The organism is Streptomyces sp. NPDC059477, from assembly GCF_042749375.1.
GTDB lineage: Bacteria > Actinomycetota > Actinomycetes > Streptomycetales > Streptomycetaceae > Streptomyces.
Window position 1 is genome coordinate 65732 of record NZ_JBHYUG010000004.1, and the last position, 18513, is coordinate 84244.

Genomic DNA, 18513 nt, shown 5'->3' on the forward strand with positions numbered 1-18513 from the left:
CTCACATCGATGTGAGACCGCAGTCTATTCGGCATGACGAACCAGCGATCAGCAAGCCCGCAGCACGCATCCGCATCCGCATCCGCATCCGCATCCGCACCCGTCACCGTCATCGGCCTAGGTCCCATGGGCCTCGCCCTCGCCGAGACGCTTCTGGAACACGGCCACCCCACGACCGTCTGGAACCGCACCCCGCAGAAGGCCGACACCCTCGTCTCCCGGGGCGCCCACCGCGCGGCGACCGTCGCCGAAGCCGTGTCCGCGAGCCCCGTCACGATCCTGTGTCTCAAGGACTACGAGACCATGTACCCCCTTCTCGACCCCGTCGGTGACGCCCTGAGGGGCCGCGCACTGGTCAACCTCAACTCCGGCACCCCGACCGAGGCACACGCCGCCGTCGCCTGGGCGGCCGACCGGGGCGTCGGCTATCTGGACGGCGCGATCATGGTGCCGCCGCCGCTCGTCGGACACCCCGGGTCCGTCTTCCTCTACAGCGGCCCGCAGGACGTCTTCGACCAGCACCGGGTGACGCTGGCGAGCATGGGCGACCCCCGCTACCTCGGCGCCGACCCCGGCCTGGCGGTCCTGTACAACGCGGCCCTGCTCGGCATGATGTACGCGACGATGAACGGCTTTCTGCACGCCACGGCCCTGGTCGGGTCGGCGGGCGTACCGGCGGTCACGTTCGCCGATCTCGCGCTCAAGTGGTTCATGCCCTCGGTGGTGGACCCCATCCTCACCGGGCGGGCCCCCGACCTGGACCAGGGCACCTACCCCGGCGACGCGGGCACCATGGAGATGAACCTCAACGCGCTCACGCACATCACCCGCACCAGCGTGGAACAGGGCGTCCACTCCGACCAGCCGAGGCTGATGCAGGCGATCGCCGAGCAGGCGATCACCGACGGCCACAGCGGCGAGAACTACCTGGCCGTGTTCGAGGTCTTCAAGAAGGCGGCACAGGTGGCACAGGTGCCGTGACGGCGGGCCCGGACCGCCCCGGCCACGACAAGGCCCCCCGGCCACGACGAGGCCCCCCGGCTACGACAAGGCCCCCGGCGTCCCGCAGGATGCCGAGGGCCCAGGGCGATGCGTTACGTCAGGCGCTGTACGGGACCGCCTTCAGGATGCGTACGGACGCCTTCCTGCCGTTGGGCAGCTCGTACTCCGCGTCCTCGCCGACCTTGTGGCCGATCACGCCGCTGCCCAGCGGCGACTGCGGCGAGTAGGTCTCGATCTCGGAACTGGCGTATTCGCGGGACGCGAGCAGGAAGCTCAGGGTGTCGTCCTCGTCGCCGTCGAAGGCGATGGTGACGACCATCCCGGGTGCCACGGTGCCGTCCGTCGAGGCCGGTGCCTCGCCGACCTGGGCGTTCTCCAGCAGCTGAGTCAGCTGGCGCACGCGCAGCTCCTGCTTGCCCTGCTCCTCCTTGGCCGCGTGGTACCCGCCGTTCTCGCGCAGGTCGCCCTCCTCACGCGCGGCGGCGATCTTGGCGGCGATCTCCGTGCGCGCACGACCAGTAAGGTAGTCAAGCTCTTCCCTGAGCTTGTTGTACGCCTCCTGGGTCAGCCAGGTGACGTTCTCGCTGGTCTGGGTCACAGGGTGCTCCTCGTCGGTACTGGGAATACAAAGCATCGCCCTACCCAGAAGGATGTTCCTTCATGAGTGGGCGAAACCACGAGCCTAACAATTCAAGAGCGGGAGGGGGAGGACATAAGTCACCAATATCCCGTCAACGCAGGTCAGCGAAGAGGTATTGCTCGCGGCGCCGGTCGGCGCCGGTCGGAGTCCGCCCGAGCCAGTCGGAGACAGCCCGCGTCAGTCGGCGTGACAGCCGAGCAGCTCGGCCGACGTGGCGGCGGCCGTCGTCCGCAGCGTGACCACCTCGTCGAGGCTGGTGGCGTCGCCGTCGAAGCGGAAGTCGGCGCGGCCGACCTCGGCGCCGTCCTCCGACTGGGAGCGGACCGTGCAGTAACCGGTGGCGCCCGCGTCCTTCTCCACCTTCAGCCGGACCTGCACCGCGTCCTCGCCCAGCTCGAAGCTGATCATCTCGCCACTGATCTTGTTCTGGCCGACGTAGTAGTAGGCGAAGTAGCCGAGCACGGCGAGCAGCACGGCGCCGAGGGAGGCGCCGACGATCTTCAGGGTGCGGTCCGCGCGCTCGTCCGAGGCCCGGCCGTAGCGGCCCTTGGGCGGTCGCGTGCTCACCGTACTCATGATCGTCCTCTCGCCCACGGGCGGGACCGGCCCGAAGTCGAGTCCGGACGCTGTCCCAAAAGGGGCCCCGGAGTCGGACTCCGGAATTATTGGCCCTCCGATTCGGTCACTATAGAAGCCGCCCGCCCGACACCGGACCCCCGCCCCCGCCCGACGTGACGGGCCGGCAACCGTCCGTCGCGCCCGGTCCCCCCGGGCGCCTGTTGACTGAGGAATGAGTCTTGACTGACCAGCTGCGACTGATGGCCGTGCACGCGCATCCCGACGACGAGTCGAGCAAGGGCGCGGCGACCATGGCGAAGTACGTGTCCGAGGGGGTGGACGTGCTGGTCGTGACCTGCACGGGCGGTGAGCGCGGCTCCATCCTCAACCCCAAGCTCCAGGGCGACACCTATATCGAGGAGCACATCCACGAGGTGCGCAAGCGGGAGATGGACGAGGCCCGCGAGATCCTCGGGGTGAAGCAGGAATGGCTGGGGTTCGTGGACTCAGGGCTCCCCGAGGGCGACCCGCTGCCGCCGCTCCCCGACGGCTGCTTCGCGCTGGAGGACGTCGAACACGCGGCCGGTGAGCTGGTGCGCAAGATCCGCTCCTTCCGGCCGCAGGTGATCACCACGTACGACGAGAACGGCGGGTATCCGCACCCCGACCACATCATGACCCACAAGATCTCGATGGTGGCGTTCGAGGCGGCGGCGGACACCGAGCGCTTCCCGGAGGCGGAGTACGGACCGGCGTACCGGCCGCGCAAGCTGTACTACAACCAGGGCTTCAACCGGCCGCGCACCGAGGCGCTGCACAAGGCGCTGCTGGACCGGGGCATGGAGTCACCGTACGGGGACTGGCTGAAGCGGTGGGACGAGTTCGGGCAGAAGGAGCGCACGCTCACCACGCATGTGCCGTGCGCCGACTTCTTCGAGATCCGCGACAAGGCGCTGATCGCGCACGCCACGCAGATCGACCCCGACGGGGGCTGGTTCCGGGTGCCGCTGGAGCTTCAGAAGGAGGTCTGGCCGACGGAGGAGTACGAGCTGGCGAAGTCCCTCGTCGAGACCTCCCTCCCCGAGGACGACCTCTTCGCGGGCATCCGGGACAATGCCTGACATGAGCGCAAGCGCAAGCCTGGCAATGACGCACTTCGTCACCTTCGCGGCCAACGAGGTCGACGAGGACAAGGTGACCCCCGGCGTCCTCGGCTTCATCGTCTTCGCGGTGATGGCCGTGGCCATCTGGGGCCTGATGAAGTCGATGAACCGCCGATTGGGCAAGGTCGACTTCGAGGAACCGGCGCAGGACCCGGCGGAGGACCCGTCGGGCGCCCCGGCCGACGGCGACGGTTCCCCCGCGAAGACGGCGAAGAAGGCGAAGACGGCCGGTGCCACGCAGGCGGGCGGCGACGGCAGAGCGTAGACACCGGGCCCCGGGAACACCGGGGACACTGGGGAACCGGCGCGGCGGATACGCACCCCCGCCGCCCACCCCCACCCCCACCCCCACCCCCACCCCCACCCCCGCCCACCTTCAGGACTCCACGGCCACCCCCACCCCCATGACCTCCCGCGCATGGCGGCTCGGGACCATGCCCAGGCGCCAGGCCTGCCAGCCGGTCTCCAGGGTGATGCCGCGTTCCAGGAGGAGCTGGTAGGTGTCGAGGTAGGAGTCGAGCTTCGGGTCGCGGGCGGCATGGTGGGTGCGGGAGAGCTGGGTCAGTTCCTCCTGCGCGACGGCGGTGCCGACCTCCACGCCGCCCGGGGCCGCGTAGGGCAGCAGGGTGCAGCGCAGGAAGCGGGCCCAGTCCTCGCCGCGCCGGTCGCCGTACGAGGCGAACAGACCGACCGCCTCCTCGCACAGGGCCAGGGCCTGGGGGGTACGGGCATTGCCGGCGTCGACCACGGCCAGTTCCAGGCAGGTCCACGCCTCCCCGTGGGCGACGCCGATGCGCTGGAAGTCGGCGCGGGCGTCGACCAGGAGCTGGCGGGCGAAGCCGGAGTTGCGCAGGGAACCGGTCTGGGCGGCCCGCTGGTCACGGGTGACCCGGGCCGAGTGGTGGCGGGCGCAGGCGAGCCCGTAGACGTCCCGCATCCGGGAGAACATCGTCCGGGAGCGTTCGAGATCGCGGACCGCCTGATCGCGGTCGCCGTTCTCCTCCAAGGCCTGGCCCAGGTAGTACAGGGTCCACGCCTCACCGCGGGCGTCCTCGTTCTCGCGGTGCCGGGCGGCAGCCGCCCGTAGTTCGTCGACGGCCGGGGACGCGTCACCGGCGACCAGCCGGGCGCGGGCCAGCTGGGTCAGGGCCCAGGCCGTGCCGCGTGCGTCGCGGGTACGTTCGTACAGCTCCAGGGCGGATTGCAGGGCGGTCTCGGCGCGGGGTACGTCGCCGAGCCGGACGTACAGCTGGCCGAGCTGGTAGTGCGCCCAGGCCTCGCCGTGCACGGACTCGCCCGCGCGGTGCAGGGCCAGGGAGCGGGTGAGCAGGTCGAGGGCCTCGGCGAGATGGGCGCGGTCGCGTTCGACGGCGGCCAGCGCGTGCATGGTCCAGGCGCGGTCGGTGGCCAGTTGCGGGGCCGCCTGGAGGTCGAGCGCCTCGCGCAGCTTGGCCGCCGCCTCCACCAGATTGCCCTGGTGGTGCAGGGTGATGCCGAGCGAGCACAGGGCGCGGGCCGCCCCCGCGTCGTGATGCGCCTCCATGTAGAGGTCCACGACCGAGGTGAGGGTGGTGCGGGCCTTGTCCAGTTCGCCGAGCTGGCGGGCCGCGATGCCGGTGCGCCACTGCACCGAGCGGATCAGCAGGCCCTGGTCCACGGCCTGCGCCAGCTCGTTGATCTCGCCGAGCCGGTACAGGTCGCCGCGCAGCAGGCAGTAGTCGCACAGCGCGCCCAGCAGATTGAGCACCGCGCCCTGGTCGACGCCCTCGGCGTGCCGCAGCGCGGCCGTGATGAAGCTGGACTCGTCGTCCAGCCAGCGCAGCGCCTCGTCCAGCGAGGTGAAGCCGTGCGGGCCGAAGCGGTCCGAGCGGGTGGACATGTTGCCGTCGACCAGGCGCAGTACGGAGTCGGCGAGTTCGGCGTAGTTGACGATCAGCCGTTCCTGCGCGGCCGTGCGCTCCACCGCCTCCTCCTCGTCCAGGAGGCGGGCCTGGGCGAAGGCACGGACCACGTCGTGCAGCCGGTAGCGGTCGCCGCGCACCTGGTCGATGAGGCCCGCGCGGGCCAGCGCCGTCAGCCGGCGGCCCGCCTCCGCCTGGTCGGTGGCCAGCAGGGAGGCCGCCGCGGCGGCGCCCAGTGAGGCCCGCCCGGCCAGCGCGAGTCGGCGCAGCAGCCGCCGGGCCGGTTCGGGCTGGTCGGTGTAGCGCAGCCACAGGGCGCGTTCGACCGGGTCGACGGGTCCGTACGCCTCCAGGTCGGCGGCGAGCCGGCGGGGGGTGCGCGGGCCGAGCGAGGAACCGGCGACGCGCAGCGCGAGCGGCAGCCCGCCGCACAGCTCGGTGATCCGGTCGCCGGACTCGGCGTCGTAGGGCCCCGAGCTGTCCTGCGCCGCGGCGCCGAGCAGTTCCTCCGCCCCGGCCGCCTCCAGGGGCCGTACGGGCACGTGGTGCACGGACGCCTGGAGGCCGGGTGGCAGGGTGAGCGGCTCGCGCGCGGTGACCAGGACCAGGCTGTCGGAGCGCTCGGGGACCAGGGTGCGGATCTGCTCGGGGTCGACGGCGTCGTCGAGGACGATCGCGACCGGGACGCCGGTCAGATGCTGGTGGTACAGCTCGCTGAGCCGTCTGACCTGCTGGTCGGCCGACGAGCGTTCCCGGAAGAGCAGTTGCTCGCGCGGGGCGCCGAGCCGGTTGAGCAGATGCAGCAGGGCGTCGCGGGTGGACAGCGGCGGCTCGTCCGCGGTGTCGCCGCGCAGGTCGACCACGCAGGCGCCGCGGAACTGGTCCCTGAGGTCCTGCGCGGCCCGTACCGCGAGGGTCGTACGACCGCTGCCGGGCGGTCCGTGCAGCACGACCACCGTCGGGCGGGTCTGGGTGCTGGCCCGGCCCGCCTGGACCCACTGCCGGATCCGCCCCATCTCCTGGCGCCGCCCCGCGAACGGCCCGGTGGCCTCGGGAAGTTGACCGAAGGACTGTTCGAGCACGCTCCGCCCGCGCGCCGCCCCGCTCTTGTCGGCGCCGCGCAGCTGGGGTCCGCTCTTCTTGGGCCCGGTGGAGGCGGCCAGCACCCGCTGCTGGTCCAGGAACGGGCGGATGCCGCGCACCTCCAGCGCGGTCAGCCACTGGAGCCGCAGCTGTTCGGCGCCGCCGGGCTGCCCCTCGGCGCCGGCCCGGTGGTGCGCGGCCGGCAGATGCGCGCCGGCCACCTTCACCACCGTCGCGGCGGCGCCGACGACCCCGACGGCCACCCCCGCGCCGACGGCCGTGCCCGTCGTCGTGCCCAGCACCAGGTCGGCCACCACGGCGGCGACCGCGCCGACGCCCGCCACCAGCAGCGGGGTGCCGCCGCCGTCGCGGGCGTAGCGCTGGCCGAACGTCAGCCGCGCGGCGGCCGACTCGTCCAGCGCCCGGGTGTACGCCGCGTACTCCTCGGCGGCGTTCTGCGCCATCGCGTCGAGCGCGCCGCGTGCCCGTGACATCAGCACTTTCGGGTCCGTACGGCCCCCGGAGCGCCGTACCTCTTCCTCCACAGCCCGAGCCAACAGCCTCTCGGCGTCGGCCCGCTGACTGTCCCGCATGTCCCGTCCCCCTCCGACAGCACCACCTATGGGTGGTCAAGTGTGCTGCCCCGGGCGGGCCGGGGCGAGGGGGCGGACGGGGTCCGCACGGGTGTGGAGGGGGTGTGAAGTCGGTGGGGTGGGGGATGGGCGGTGCGCGGCGGTCGCCTGGAGGTCCGGGAGGCCGCCCGATGCGTGACGCGGGTCGGCCGGTGCGGCTGAGTGTCGGGCGCGCCGGGGCTCGGGCCGCCGACCGGCCGTCGGGCTCGCGCGCGCGGGTGGGCGGTACGGAAGCCCTGCGCGGGGTCAGGCTCTTGCGCGTGGGCGTGCGGGCGGTACCCGCCGGCCCGGCGGGGAGTCGGCTTCCGTCCTCCGCGAGGTGGTTGACCGGCGGAGCGGCGGCGACTTGGGCCGGGTGCGTCCCCTGCGGCCGTCGAGGAGCGTTCCCGGCGGCGGGGCGTCGGCGCGGGCCGGTCGCGGGCACCGGACGGCTGACCTGCCGGACGGCTGACCCGCGGGTCGGCCGCCTCGGCGCGCTGTCGACCCGTCGTGCTGCGGGTCGGCGGATTCGCTGGTCGGCCGGTTCGCCGCGCTGTCGAACTGTCGTGCCGCGGGTCGGCCGACTCGCCGCAGCGCCGACCCGCCATGCTGCCGGACGGCCGACTCGCCGGTGTGCCGACCGTCGGATGCCGGAACTCCCCGAGCGAGGCAGCACCCGTGCCGGTCCCCCCGGTGGCGACGGGCATTGTGAGAGGCTGAGTCGTATGAATCGGCTGGCCGGTGTGACCTCGCCTTATCTGCTTCAGCACGCTGACAATCCGGTCGACTGGTGGCCCTGGGAACCGGATGCCTTCGAGGAAGCACGGCGTCGCGACGTACCCGTTCTCCTGTCGGTCGGGTACTCGGCGTGCCACTGGTGTCATGTGATGGCCCACGAGTCCTTCGAGGATCAGGCCACCGCCGATTTCCTCAACGCGCACTTCGTCAGTGTGAAAGTGGACCGTGAGGAACGGCCCGATGTGGACGCCGTCTATATGGAGGCCGTGCAGGCGGCCACCGGGCAGGGTGGCTGGCCGATGACGGTGTTTCTGACGCCGGACGCCGAGCCGTTCTACTTCGGTACGTACTTCCCGCCCGCTCCGCGGCACGGCATGCCCGGCTTCCGGCAGGTCCTCGAAGGGGTGCGGCAGGCGTGGGAGCAGCGGCGGGAGGAGGTCGGCGAGGTCGCCGGGAAGATCGTCCGGGATCTCGCCGGACGGGAGATCTCCTACGGGGACGGCCAGGCGCCCGGCGAGCAGGAGCTGGCGCAGGCGCTGCTCGGGCTGACCCGGGAGTACGACCCGCAACGCGGCGGGTTCGGCGGGGCGCCGAAGTTCCCGCCGTCCATGGTGATCGAGTTCCTGCTGCGCCACCACGCCCGCACCGGCGCCGAGGGTGCCTTGCAGATGGCCGCCGACACCTGTGAGCGGATGGCCCGGGGCGGGATCTACGACCAGCTCGGGGGCGGGTTCGCCCGGTACTCCGTCGACCGCGACTGGATCGTGCCGCACTTCGAGAAGATGCTGTACGACAACGCGCTGCTGTGCCGGGTGTACGCGCATCTGTGGCGGGCCACCGGCTCCGAACTGGCCCGGCGGGTCGCCCTGGAGACCGCCGATTTCCTGGTCGGCGAGCTGCGCACCGCCGAGGGCGGCTTCGCCTCCGCCCTGGACGCCGACAGCGACGACGGCACCGGACGGCACACCGAGGGCGCGTACTACGTGTGGACGCCTCAGCAGTTGCGCGAGGCGCTGGGTGAGGAGGACGCGGCGCTGGCGGCGCAGTACTTCGGGGTGACCGAGGAGGGCACCTTCGAGGAGGGCGCCTCGGTGCTCCAGCTTCCGCAGCAGGAGGGCGTGTTCGACGCCGGGCGGATCGCCGGGATCCGGGAACGGCTGCTCGCGGTGCGCGGCGCGCGGCCCGCGCCCGGCCGGGACGACAAGGTGGTCGCCGCCTGGAACGGCCTCGCCGTCGCCGCGCTCGCCGAGACCGGCGCCTACTTCGACCGCCCCGACCTGGTGGACGCGGCCGTCGCCGCCGCAGACCTCCTGGTCCGGGTGCATCTGGACGACCAGGCCCGGCTGGTCCGGACCAGCCGGGACGGGCGGGCCGGGGCCAACGCCGGGGTGCTGGAGGACTACGCCGATGTCGCCGAGGGGTTCCTGGCGCTGGCGTCGGTCACCGGGGAGGGCGTCTGGCTGGAGTTCGCCGGGTTCCTCCTCGACCATGTCCTCGCCCGGTTCACCGACCCCGCGAGCGGCGCCCTGTACGACACCGCCGCCGACGCCGAGCGGCTGATCCGGCGCCCGCAGGACCCCACCGACAACGCCACCCCGGCCGGCTGGACCGCCGCCGCGGGCGCGCTGCTCGGCTACGCCGCGCAGACCGGCGCCGAGCCGCATCGCACGGCCGCCGAACGGGCGCTGGGCGTGGTCAAGGCACTGGGGCCGCGGGTGCCGCGGTTCATCGGCTGGGGGCTGGCCGTCGCCGAGGCGCTGCTGGACGGGCCGCGTGAGGTGGCGATCGTGGGGGCGGGGGACGCCGATCCGGACGGGCGCGTCCTGCATCGCACGGCGCTGCTGGGGACCGCGCCGGGGGCGGTGGTCGCGTACGGGGTGCCGGGGGGTGAGGAGTTTCCGCTGCTTGCCGGGCGGACGCTGGTCGGGGGGCGGGCGGCGGCGTATGTCTGCCGGCATTTCACCTGTGACGCGCCTACGTCCGATGCGGATGCCTTGCGGGCGGCGCTGGGCGGCTGAGGGTCCCCGCCGGGGGTTTCGGGGGCTTCTGCGGTTCGTCGGGTGCGGGCGGTCGGTGGCTGGTCGCGCAGTTCCCCGCGCCCCTTGGCGGCGTTGTCCGGCCGTTCCCCGTGCCCCTGTACGGCGTTGCCCCCACGGCGTCGACGGCTCGCTCGGATGGTCCGAATGTAAGGACCTGTCGGATTACGCCCCGCTACCTCATGGCGAGATCCGAAACACACTATTTATCGGAACAGCCCCCACATTTCACAGATCCCCCCTAGTCTCTCCACAGCTATGCGATGCCTGGGACCAGGTGTCGCACCCGGGGGACTTTTGGGGATCTGGGGGGATCTTTCTTGCTGACGTCTGTCTTCGTCGCCGCCGTGTCGCTGGCCCTGTTCTGGATGGCGGCGTTCACCCTGTGGTGGCAGATGCACGCGTGGCGTACGCCCGAGGTGCTCGCCTCGACCCGGTTCGGCAGACCCGACGGGGCCGAACACGTGTCGTTCTCGCTGCTGCTGCCCGCCCGCCATGAACAGGCCGTGCTCGACCACACCATCCAGCGGCTGCTGGAGTCCTCGCACACCGACTACGAGATCATCGTGATCGTCGGCCACGACGACCCGGAGACCACCGAGGTGGCCAGAGCGGCCGAGGAGCGCGACCCGCGTGTACGGGTGGTCGTCGACAACCACGAGAAGAAGAACAAGCCGAAGGCCATGAACACGGCCCTGCCGTACTGCCGCGGCGATGTCGTCGGAGTCTTCGACGCCGAGGACCAGGTCCACCCGGAACTGCTCGCCCACGTCGACCACGCCTTCCGCACCACCGGCGCCGACGTCGTCCAGGGCGGCGTCCAGCTGATCAACTTCCACTCCAGCTGGTACAGCCTGCGCAACTGCCTGGAGTACTTCTTCTGGTTCCGCTCCCGGCTGCATCTGCACGCGCAGAAAGGGTTCATCCCGCTCGGCGGCAACACCGTCTTCGTCCGGACCGAGGTGCTCCGGGAAGCCGACGGCTGGGACCCGAACTGCCTCGCCGAGGACTGTGACCTGGGCGTACGGCTGTCCAGCGTCGGCAAGAAGGTCGTCGTCGCCTACGACTCCGAGATGGTCACCCGCGAGGAGACCCCCGGCTCGCTGATGTCGCTGCTCAAGCAGCGCACCCGCTGGAACCAGGGCTTCCTCCAGGTGTACCGGAAGAAGGACTGGAAGCAGCTGCCCACCCTCGGCCAGCGGCTGCTCGCCCGCTACACCCTGATGACCCCGTTCATGCAGGCGTTCACCGGCCTCGTCATCCCGCTCAACGTGGCCATAGCGCTCTTCCTCGACGTGCCCGTGGGCATCGCCTTCATCACCTTCCTGCCGCTCGTCACCGCCCTGGTCACCTTCGTCTTCGAACTGGTGGGGCTGCACGACTTCGGCAAGCAGTACGGACTGCGCGTCCGCCTCGTCCACTACCTCAAGCTCGTCGCGGGCGGCCCCTTCTACCAGGTGCTCCTCGCCGGTGCCGCGGTCCGTGCCGTCTGGCGCGAGCAGCGCGGCCGTAACGACTGGGAACTGACCACCCACGTCGGCGCCCATCTCAGCTCGGCCCAAGCCACCCGGGACACCAAAGACGCCCGAGACATCCGAGAGGACGTCCACGCGTGACCTCCACCCTCGACGCGGTGACCACGACGGTTCCCGCGCAGCGCCAGCCTGTCCCCGAAACACCCCCGACCGGCCGGACCACGCCGCCCCGGCGGCGCCGCGTGTCCCGGCCCGACCTGCTGCTGTGCGGACTCCTGCTGATCGCGATCCTGCTCGTGCAGGGCTGGAACATCGCCGACTACCCCACTCTCAGCGACGACGAGGGCACCTACCTCGCCCAGGCGTGGGCCGTCCAGGAGGGCCGGGGCCTGGCCCACTACACCTACTGGTACGACCACCCCCCGCTCGGCTGGATACAACTCGCCGTCCTGACCTGGATACCCGCCTGGCTCAGCCCCGAGTCGATGACCGTCGGCACCATGCGCGCCGCGATGCTGCTCATCAGCGCGGTATCCGCCGTCCTGCTCTACGTCCTGGCCCGCCGCCTCGCCCTGCCCCGCTGGGCCGCCGGCCTGGCCATGGCCCTGTTCGGGCTCGCGCCGCTGTCCGTCATCCTCCAGCGCGAGATCTTCCTCGACAACATCGCCGTGATGTGGATGCTCCTGGCGTTCTGCCTCGCCGCCTCGCCCAACCGCCATCTCTGGCACCACTTCGGCGCCGGGATCGCCGCCGCGACGGCCGTGCTCACCAAGGAGACGATGCTCGTCATCCTCCCGGCACTGCTGCTCACCATGTGGCGCCACAGCCACCGCGACACCCGTAAGTTCGCGGTCACCGGAGCCATCACCGCCTGCGCCCTGATCGGCTTCTCCTACCCCCTGTTCGCCCTGCTCAAGGGCGAACTGCTGCCGGGCGAGGGCCATGTCTCCCTCTGGGACGGCATCACCTACCAGATGACGCGCCCCGGCTCCGGCTTCATCCTCGACGAGGGCACCGGCTCCTGGGGCGTCCTCCAGTCCTGGCTCTACTACGACCGGGTCCTGATCGCCGGCGGCCTCGCGGGCGCGATCCTGCTGCTGCTCACCTGGCGCTGGTCGGTCACCGCCCGCGCCCTCGCCGGACCGTCCCTGGTCGTCGCCATCCTCGCCCTGGTCGCCCTGCGCCCCAGTGGCTACCTCCCCGCGATGTACATCATCCAGGCGCTGCCCTTCCTCGCCCTGGTGCTCGCCGGGGGCACCGCCTCCGTCGCCCACGGCGTACTGCGCCGATGGCGCCGCCCCGGCGAGCGGCGGGCCGTCACCGGCGGCCGGTACGCCCTCGCCGCGGTCCTCGCACTCGCCGCGGGCGCCTACGTCGTACCGCGCTGGTACGAGGGTGACCGCACCGCCATGACCACCGACGCCAACGCGCCCTACCAGGCCGCCGCCGCCTGGATGGCCGACGAGGTGGCCGACCCCGAGGACACCCGCGTCCTGGTGGACGACGCCCTCTGGCTGGACCTGGTGCACGCCGGGTACGAACCCGGGCTCGGCGTCATCTGGTTCTACAAGGCCGACCTCGACCCCGCCGTCACCAAGACCATGCCCAACGGCTGGCGGGACCTGGACTACGTCGTCGCCTCGCCGACCGTACGCCGGGACGCCGTCGACCTGCCGAACGTACAGGCCGCGATCGAGCACTCGACGCCCGTGGCCGTCTTCGGGACGGGCGAGGACCGCGTGGAGATCCGCCGGATCACCGCCGAGGCCGGCACCGGAGGCGACCGATGACCCAGGACCACATCCTCGGCGCCGCCGCCCGGCTCAGTGCCGAGGTCCCCGAACCGGCCGCCGTCACCATCGTCGTACCGACCTTCAACGAATCCGCCAACGTACGGCAGCTGCTGGCGCAGATCACCGCATCGGTGCCCGCGCGCCTGCCCTGCGAGGTCGTCTTCGTCGACGACTCCACCGACGACACCCCCGACGTCATCCGGGACGCGGCGCGCGCCTGCCCCTACCCGGTGACCGTCCTGCACCGCGAGGAACCCGTGGGCGGCCTCGGCGGTGCCGTCGTGGAAGGCATCAAGAGCGCCGGGTCGGACTGGGTCGTCGTCATGGACGGCGACTGCCAGCACCCGCCCTCCCTGGTCCCGGAACTCGTCGCCACCGGGGAACGCGCGGGCGCCGGACTGGTCGTCGCCTCCCGGTACATCAAGGGCGGCAGCCGCGCCGGACTCGCCGGCAACTACCGCGTCGCCGTGTCCCGCGCGGCGACCTGGCTCACCAAGTCCCTCTTCCCGCGCCGGCTGCACGGCATCAGCGACCCCATGAGCGGCTTCTTCGCCGTCCGCCGCAGCGCCGTCACCGCCGAGATCCTCAAACCCCTCGGCTACAAGATCCTCCTCGAACTCGCCGTCCGCAGCCGCCCGCGCGGCGTCAGCGAGGTGCCGTTCGTCTTCCAGGACCGGTTCGCCGGCGAGTCCAAGTCCACCGCCCGCGAGGGCCTGCGCTTCCTGCGCCATCTCGCCGGGCTGCGCACCGCCTCGCCGGTCGCCCGGATGGTCGTCTTCGGGCTGATCGGCGCCACCGGCTTCCTGCCCAATCTGCTCGGGCTGTGGGGGCTGACGGCCGCCGGAATGCACTACGTGCCCGCCGAGGTGGTCGCCAACCAGTTCGGGGTCGCCTGGAACTTCCTGCTCATCGAACGGCTGCTGTTCCGCGACCGGCGCCGCTTCCGGGCCTGGTGGGACCGGCTCGGCCGGTTCGCGCTGCTCGCCAACGCCGATCTGCTGCTGCGCATCCCGCTGATCGCGCTGCTCGTCGGCAAGTTCGGCATGGAGGCACTGCCCGCCACCGCGCTCGCGCTGGTGACGACATTCGTCCTGCGCTTCGTCGGGACCGAGGCGCTGGTCTATCTGCCCCGCACAGGGAAGCGGGACAGCCGCACGGAAAGCGGTACCGCAAGGGAGAGCCGAGTGAACGACACCACCGCGCGCAGTACAGAAGTGAACACAGAAGTGAACGCAGAAGTGAGCGACACCGCCGCCGGCAGCGCGGGAGCGAACGGCACCGCCGCCGGCAGTGCGGAGGGGAGAGCCGCATGAGACGGAGCCGAAGCACCGGACGCCGGTCCGCCACCGCGCTCCTCGCCGTCGCCGGACTGACCGGCGGGCTGCTGCTCACCGCACCGCAGGCCGCGTCCGCCGCCAACCTGATCACCAACCCCGGCTTCGAGACGCCCGGCAGCGGTGACATGCCCGCCTGCTGGTCCAAGTCCGGGTGGGGCGACAACGACTTCACCTTCGAGACGACCTCCGACGCCCACTCCGGGAACAGCGCCATGAAGGTCTCGCTGACCCGCCGGGCGGACGGCGACCGCAAGGCGCTGATCACCGAGTCCGCCGCGTGCGCCCCGGTCGTCACGGCGGGCAAGCAGTACGACCTGTCGCTCTGGTACAAGACGACGACCCCGGACGCCAACCTCACCCTGTTCCGGCACGACGCCACCGCGGGCTGGCAGTACTGGACCGACCTCAAGACCCTGGACATGGCCGGGACCTGGACCGAGGCGAGCGTCCGCACCCCCGAGATCCCGGCCGGCACCGACCGCATCACGTGGGGCGTCTCGGTGTACGGCACCGGCTCCGCCACCACCGACGACTATCGCATGGAGCAGGTCGCCGACCCGATCCCGGACCCCGAGTGCACGGGCACCGCAGAGGAGTGCGCGAACGGCCGCTGGGATGTGCTGCCGGTGCAGAACCCGGTGCGCTCCATGCACTCGGTGGTCCTGCACAACGGCAAGGTGCTGCTGATCGCCGGGTCCGGCAACGACCCGGAGATGTTCGAGGCCGGCACCTTCACCTCCGCCGTCTACGACCCGTCCGACGGCACCTACGAGGTGATCCCCACCCCCGACGACATGTTCTGCGCCGGACACGTCCAGCTCCAGGACGGCCGGGTGCTGGTGATGAGCGGCAACAAGGGCTATCCGTCGGCCGACGGCACCGTCGGCTACCAGGGGTACAAGGACTCGTACATCTTCGACCCCGAGACCGAGACGTACATCAAGACGAACGACATGAACGACGGGCACTGGTATCCGTCGGCGACCATCCTCGGCAACGGTGACGTGATCTCCTTCGGCGGGCTGAAGGAGGACTCCACCGGGTCGGTCACCGCCGAGCTGTGGTCCGAGGCCGAGCAGAAGTGGCTGCCGATCTGGCAGGTCAACCAGACCTGGTCCTACTGGGGCCTGTACCCGTCGATGATCCTGATGCAGGACGGGCGGCTCTTCTACTCCGGCAGCCATGTCTTCGGCAACAACATCCCCGGCACCGGCTCCGCGATCTACGACTACGACGCCAACACCATCACCCAGGTGCCCGGCCTCCAGGACAAGGACGAACGCGACCAGTCGGCGAGCGTGCTGCTGCCGCCCGCGCAGGACCAGAAGGTCCTCACCATCGGCGGCGGCAACATCGACTCGAACCCGGAGGCGAACCGGCTCACGGACGTCATCGACCTCAAGGAGCCGAACCCGGCCTACGTCGCCGGGCCGCCGCTGCCGCAGGGCACCGTCGATCTCGGCGGGGGTCCCGTGCCGCAGACCGGTGACCAGGGCAAGATGTATCTCTCCGCGGTGCTGCTGCCCGACGGAAAGGTCCTGGAGACCGGCGGGGCGCTGCACAACCGGGCCAACCCGGTCTTCGAGTCCTCCCTCTACGACCCGCAGACGGGCACCTTCGATCCGGTGGCCGCCGATCCCGAGGCGCGGGGCTACCACTCGTCCGCCTTCCTGTTGCCGGACGGCCGGGTGATGACCACCGGCGACAACCCGGGCAACGGTTCCTGGAACCACAATGTCTCGATCTACACCCCGCCGTATCTCCTCAAGGGCGACCGGCCCGCGATCACCTCGCTGATCGACACCGAGTGGACGTACGGCGACACCCAGCGGATCACGGTGGACCGTCCGATCGCCAAGGCGGAGCTGATCCGGCCGGCGGCGGTGACCCACTCCTCCGACCCGAACCAGCGCTTCGTGGACCTCCCGCTGACCGTCGACGGCAACAACATCGACCTGAACGTCACGAGCAACCCCAACCTCGCACCGCCGGGCTGGTACATGCTCTTCGCGGTCGACGCCAACGGGGTGCCGTCGGTGGCCGAGTGGGTCCACCTCGGGGGACCGCAGGCCCTCGCGGCGACCGACGCGTCCGCCCATGTCCATGACTTCGCGGACGACCTGTCCGGCAAGGTCACCAAGCCCGGCAAGAAGCGGGCCTCCCAGCCGGTGTCCCCGACGGTCTCCGGCTGCGACCGGCACTACGGCTCCGCCAACGTCTGTGTGCCGACCGCCTTCCCGGCGGAGGTGAAGGCGACGACGGCGTCGCGCTGCGCGTGGCTGGCCGCCAACGATTACGGCCGCCTGAAGGTGAACGGCAAGGACGACCCCTTGAAGCTCGACCCCAACAGGGACGGAACGGCGTGCGGAAAGGGGGACATCAAGAAGCGCCGCTAGCCGAGGCAGGGGCACGGGGCGCGGCGCTCACCCGCGCAAGAGGGGTACCTCCCCCGGAGGGGGTACCCCCAGCCCACCCGTGCCGCCCCCCAGGGGCGCGGGGAACCGCGCACGGTGGTGGAGCCGAGGCGGCGCCTTGGACGCAGGCGAGCCGCAACCCCACAGGGGCGCGGGGAACTGCGCGACCAGCCACGGACGGCCCGCAGATGGCCGACTACCGAGGACGCCCGGCCGCCGCAGGCACCCCGCCAAGGACATCCACCGCCCGATCGACCAGATCCGTCAGATCATCGCGATGGCCACGCTCGGCCCAGTACAGCGTCGCCTCCATCAACCCCCCGACCAGCGACATCGCCCACACCCGCACCTCCAGCGAAGCGGCATCCCGCCCGGTGCGCTCCGCGATGGCCCGGCACAGCACCCCACCGGTCACCGACATGCTCTCCATCACCCGTGACCGCACCGCCGGCACCTCGACCATCAGCCGGGTCCGCAGCCGCACCACCTCGGAACCCTCCTGGAAGCCGAGAACCAGCGCCCGGTGCAGCACGAACCGCAGGGATTCGAGCAGCGGCTCGTCCGCCGGACGCCGTCGCAGCTCCTCCTCCATCAGCGGGTCGTACTCGTCGGTGATGACGATGTCCTCCTTCGCCGGGAAGTACCGGAAGACGGTCGACGGCGACACCTCCGCCCGGTCGGCGATCTGCTCGACCGTGGTGGCGTCGTACCCCTGCTCCGCGATCAGCTCGTACGTCGCCGTACGGATCGCCGTCCGGGTCTTGATCTTCTTCCGCTCACGAAGTCCCAGCCGAGGGCGGTCGGCGGCGGAGCCGGTCGGGGAGGAGGTCTGTGCGGCCGTCATACGATCATTGTCGGGCATCGCCGCTGGCGGCGGCCATGCCGATGACGCCCCCTGTCCCGGGCGCCCGGTACGCCTACACCTGCTGGTACGCCACCAGCGAGATGCCCACGTAGTGCACGACGAACGCCGCCAGGGTGAAGGAGTGGAACACCTCGTGGAAGCCGAACCAGCGCGGTGACGGGTTGGGCCGCTTGATGCCGTAGATCACCCCGCCCGCGCTGTAGAGCAGACCGCCGACGACCACCAGGATCAGGACCGCGATGCCGCCCGTCTTGAGAAAGTCCGGGAGGAAGAACACGGCCGCCCAGCCCATCGCGATGTAGCACGGGGTGTAGAGCCAGCGCGGGGCGCCGACCCAGAAGACCCGGAACGCGATCCCGGCGAGCGCCGCCGCCCAGATGCCCCACAGCAGCCACTGACCCTTGGCCTCGGGGAGCAGCAGCATGGTCAGCGGGGTGTACGTACCCGCGATGATCAAAAAGATGTTCGAATGGTCCAGGCGGCGCAGGATGCCGTCCATCCGTGGGCTCCAGGTGCCCCGGTGGTACAGCGCGCTCACCCCGAACAGCAGGCAGGCCGTGAGCGCGTAGATCGCGCAGGCGAGCCGGGCGCGGGGTGTCTCGGCGAGGGCGGTGAGCGCCAGACCGGCGACGACCACCGCGGGGAACATGCCCAGATGCAGCCAGCCGCGCAGCTTGGGCTTGACCGGATCCGGCAGGGTGAGAGCGGCGGAGACGCGATCGGCGACCGTTGTGTCCTTCGGCGCGTCGGAGGCGGGCGCAGTCATTGTCCGATGGTACCCACGCCACGTTAAGCCGTGGATCAGCCCCCCGAACGGAGTGGCCGGACTCTCACGGCAGTTGGCGCCGGACCTCCCAAAAGACGGTCACACGAACTCAATGTGCACGCAAAGAGACG

General features: G+C 71.3%; 13 protein-coding genes. 8 read left to right on the forward strand and 5 right to left on the reverse strand.

Annotation, left to right across the window (positions count from 1 at the left end; all coding sequences use genetic code 11):
* The first annotated feature begins 33 nt into the window (after window positions 1–33).
* On the forward strand, window positions 34–981 hold the full coding sequence (locus ACFXAZ_RS03125; protein ID WP_384584230.1) for an NAD(P)-dependent oxidoreductase: 948 nt from the start codon (window positions 34–36) through the stop codon (window positions 979–981).
* Between the two features lie 118 nt (window positions 982–1099).
* Here the strand turns inward: ACFXAZ_RS03125 and greA are convergent, their stop codons facing one another.
* A complete protein-coding gene (gene greA, locus ACFXAZ_RS03130) occupies window positions 1100–1600 on the reverse strand; it encodes a transcription elongation factor GreA (protein WP_384584233.1) in 501 nt (166 codons plus the stop codon).
* Between the two features lie 219 nt (window positions 1601–1819).
* Window positions 1820–2218: a DUF4307 domain-containing protein gene (locus ACFXAZ_RS03135; protein WP_384584236.1), complete on the reverse strand. Its 399-nt coding sequence runs from the start codon at window positions 2216–2218 to the stop codon at window positions 1820–1822.
* A gap of 242 nt (window positions 2219–2460) precedes the next feature.
* On the opposite strand from ACFXAZ_RS03135, the gene mca reads away from it, so the two are divergent.
* Both mca and ACFXAZ_RS03145 read left to right on the forward strand, forming a co-directional pair.
* Window positions 2461–3321, forward strand: a complete 861-nt coding sequence (mca, locus tag ACFXAZ_RS03140) for a mycothiol conjugate amidase Mca (protein ID WP_384584528.1) — start codon at window positions 2461–2463, stop codon at window positions 3319–3321.
* The gene (locus ACFXAZ_RS03145) at window positions 3314–3628 is read left to right on the forward strand and encodes a hypothetical protein (RefSeq protein WP_384584239.1); all 315 of its coding nucleotides are present in this window, start codon (window positions 3314–3316) and stop codon (window positions 3626–3628) included. Before mca ends, ACFXAZ_RS03145 begins: the two co-directional genes overlap by 8 nt.
* Before the next feature lie 111 nt (window positions 3629–3739).
* Here the strand turns inward: ACFXAZ_RS03145 and ACFXAZ_RS03150 are convergent, their stop codons facing one another.
* Window positions 3740–6940, reverse strand: coding sequence for a tetratricopeptide repeat protein (locus ACFXAZ_RS03150; protein WP_384584242.1), 3201 nt, complete (start codon window positions 6938–6940; stop codon window positions 3740–3742).
* Window positions 6941–7683: 743 nt separating this feature from the next.
* Between ACFXAZ_RS03150 and ACFXAZ_RS03155 the strand changes: the two genes are divergently transcribed.
* The 5 genes from ACFXAZ_RS03155 to ACFXAZ_RS03175 all read left to right on the forward strand — a co-directional run bounded on the left by ACFXAZ_RS03155 (window position 7684) and on the right by ACFXAZ_RS03175 (window position 16733).
* Complete coding sequence (locus ACFXAZ_RS03155; RefSeq protein WP_384584245.1) at window positions 7684–9714, forward strand: thioredoxin domain-containing protein; 2031 nt, start codon at window positions 7684–7686, stop codon at window positions 9712–9714.
* A gap of 338 nt (window positions 9715–10052) precedes the next feature.
* The gene (locus ACFXAZ_RS03160; protein WP_384584247.1) at window positions 10053–11348 is read left to right on the forward strand and encodes a glycosyltransferase; all 1296 of its coding nucleotides are present in this window, start codon (window positions 10053–10055) and stop codon (window positions 11346–11348) included.
* Window positions 11345–12997: an ArnT family glycosyltransferase gene (locus tag ACFXAZ_RS03165; protein ID WP_384584250.1), complete on the forward strand. Its 1653-nt coding sequence runs from the start codon at window positions 11345–11347 to the stop codon at window positions 12995–12997. The genes ACFXAZ_RS03160 and ACFXAZ_RS03165 overlap by 4 nt, the downstream gene beginning before the upstream one ends.
* Window positions 12994–14313 (forward strand): glycosyltransferase, encoded by a 1320-nt coding sequence (locus ACFXAZ_RS03170; RefSeq protein WP_384584253.1) that lies wholly within the window; start codon window positions 12994–12996, stop codon window positions 14311–14313. The genes ACFXAZ_RS03165 and ACFXAZ_RS03170 overlap by 4 nt, the downstream gene beginning before the upstream one ends.
* Window positions 14310–16733: a galactose oxidase-like domain-containing protein gene (locus ACFXAZ_RS03175; RefSeq protein ID WP_384584256.1), complete on the forward strand. Its 2424-nt coding sequence runs from the start codon at window positions 14310–14312 to the stop codon at window positions 16731–16733. Before ACFXAZ_RS03170 ends, ACFXAZ_RS03175 begins: the two co-directional genes overlap by 4 nt.
* 214 nt (window positions 16734–16947) lie before the next feature.
* On the opposite strand, the gene ACFXAZ_RS03180 is transcribed toward ACFXAZ_RS03175, so the two are convergent.
* Together ACFXAZ_RS03180 and ACFXAZ_RS03185 are read right to left on the reverse strand one after the other, a co-directional pair.
* Window positions 16948–17595 carry a TetR/AcrR family transcriptional regulator gene (locus ACFXAZ_RS03180; protein ID WP_384584259.1) on the reverse strand — a complete coding sequence of 216 codons (648 nt, stop codon included), beginning with the start codon at window positions 17593–17595 and terminating at the stop codon, window positions 16948–16950.
* A gap of 73 nt (window positions 17596–17668) precedes the next feature.
* Entirely contained in the window at window positions 17669–18382 is a 714-nt protein-coding gene (locus ACFXAZ_RS03185) for a hemolysin III family protein (RefSeq protein WP_384584262.1), read from the reverse strand.
* Window positions 18383–18513 lie beyond the last annotated feature (131 nt).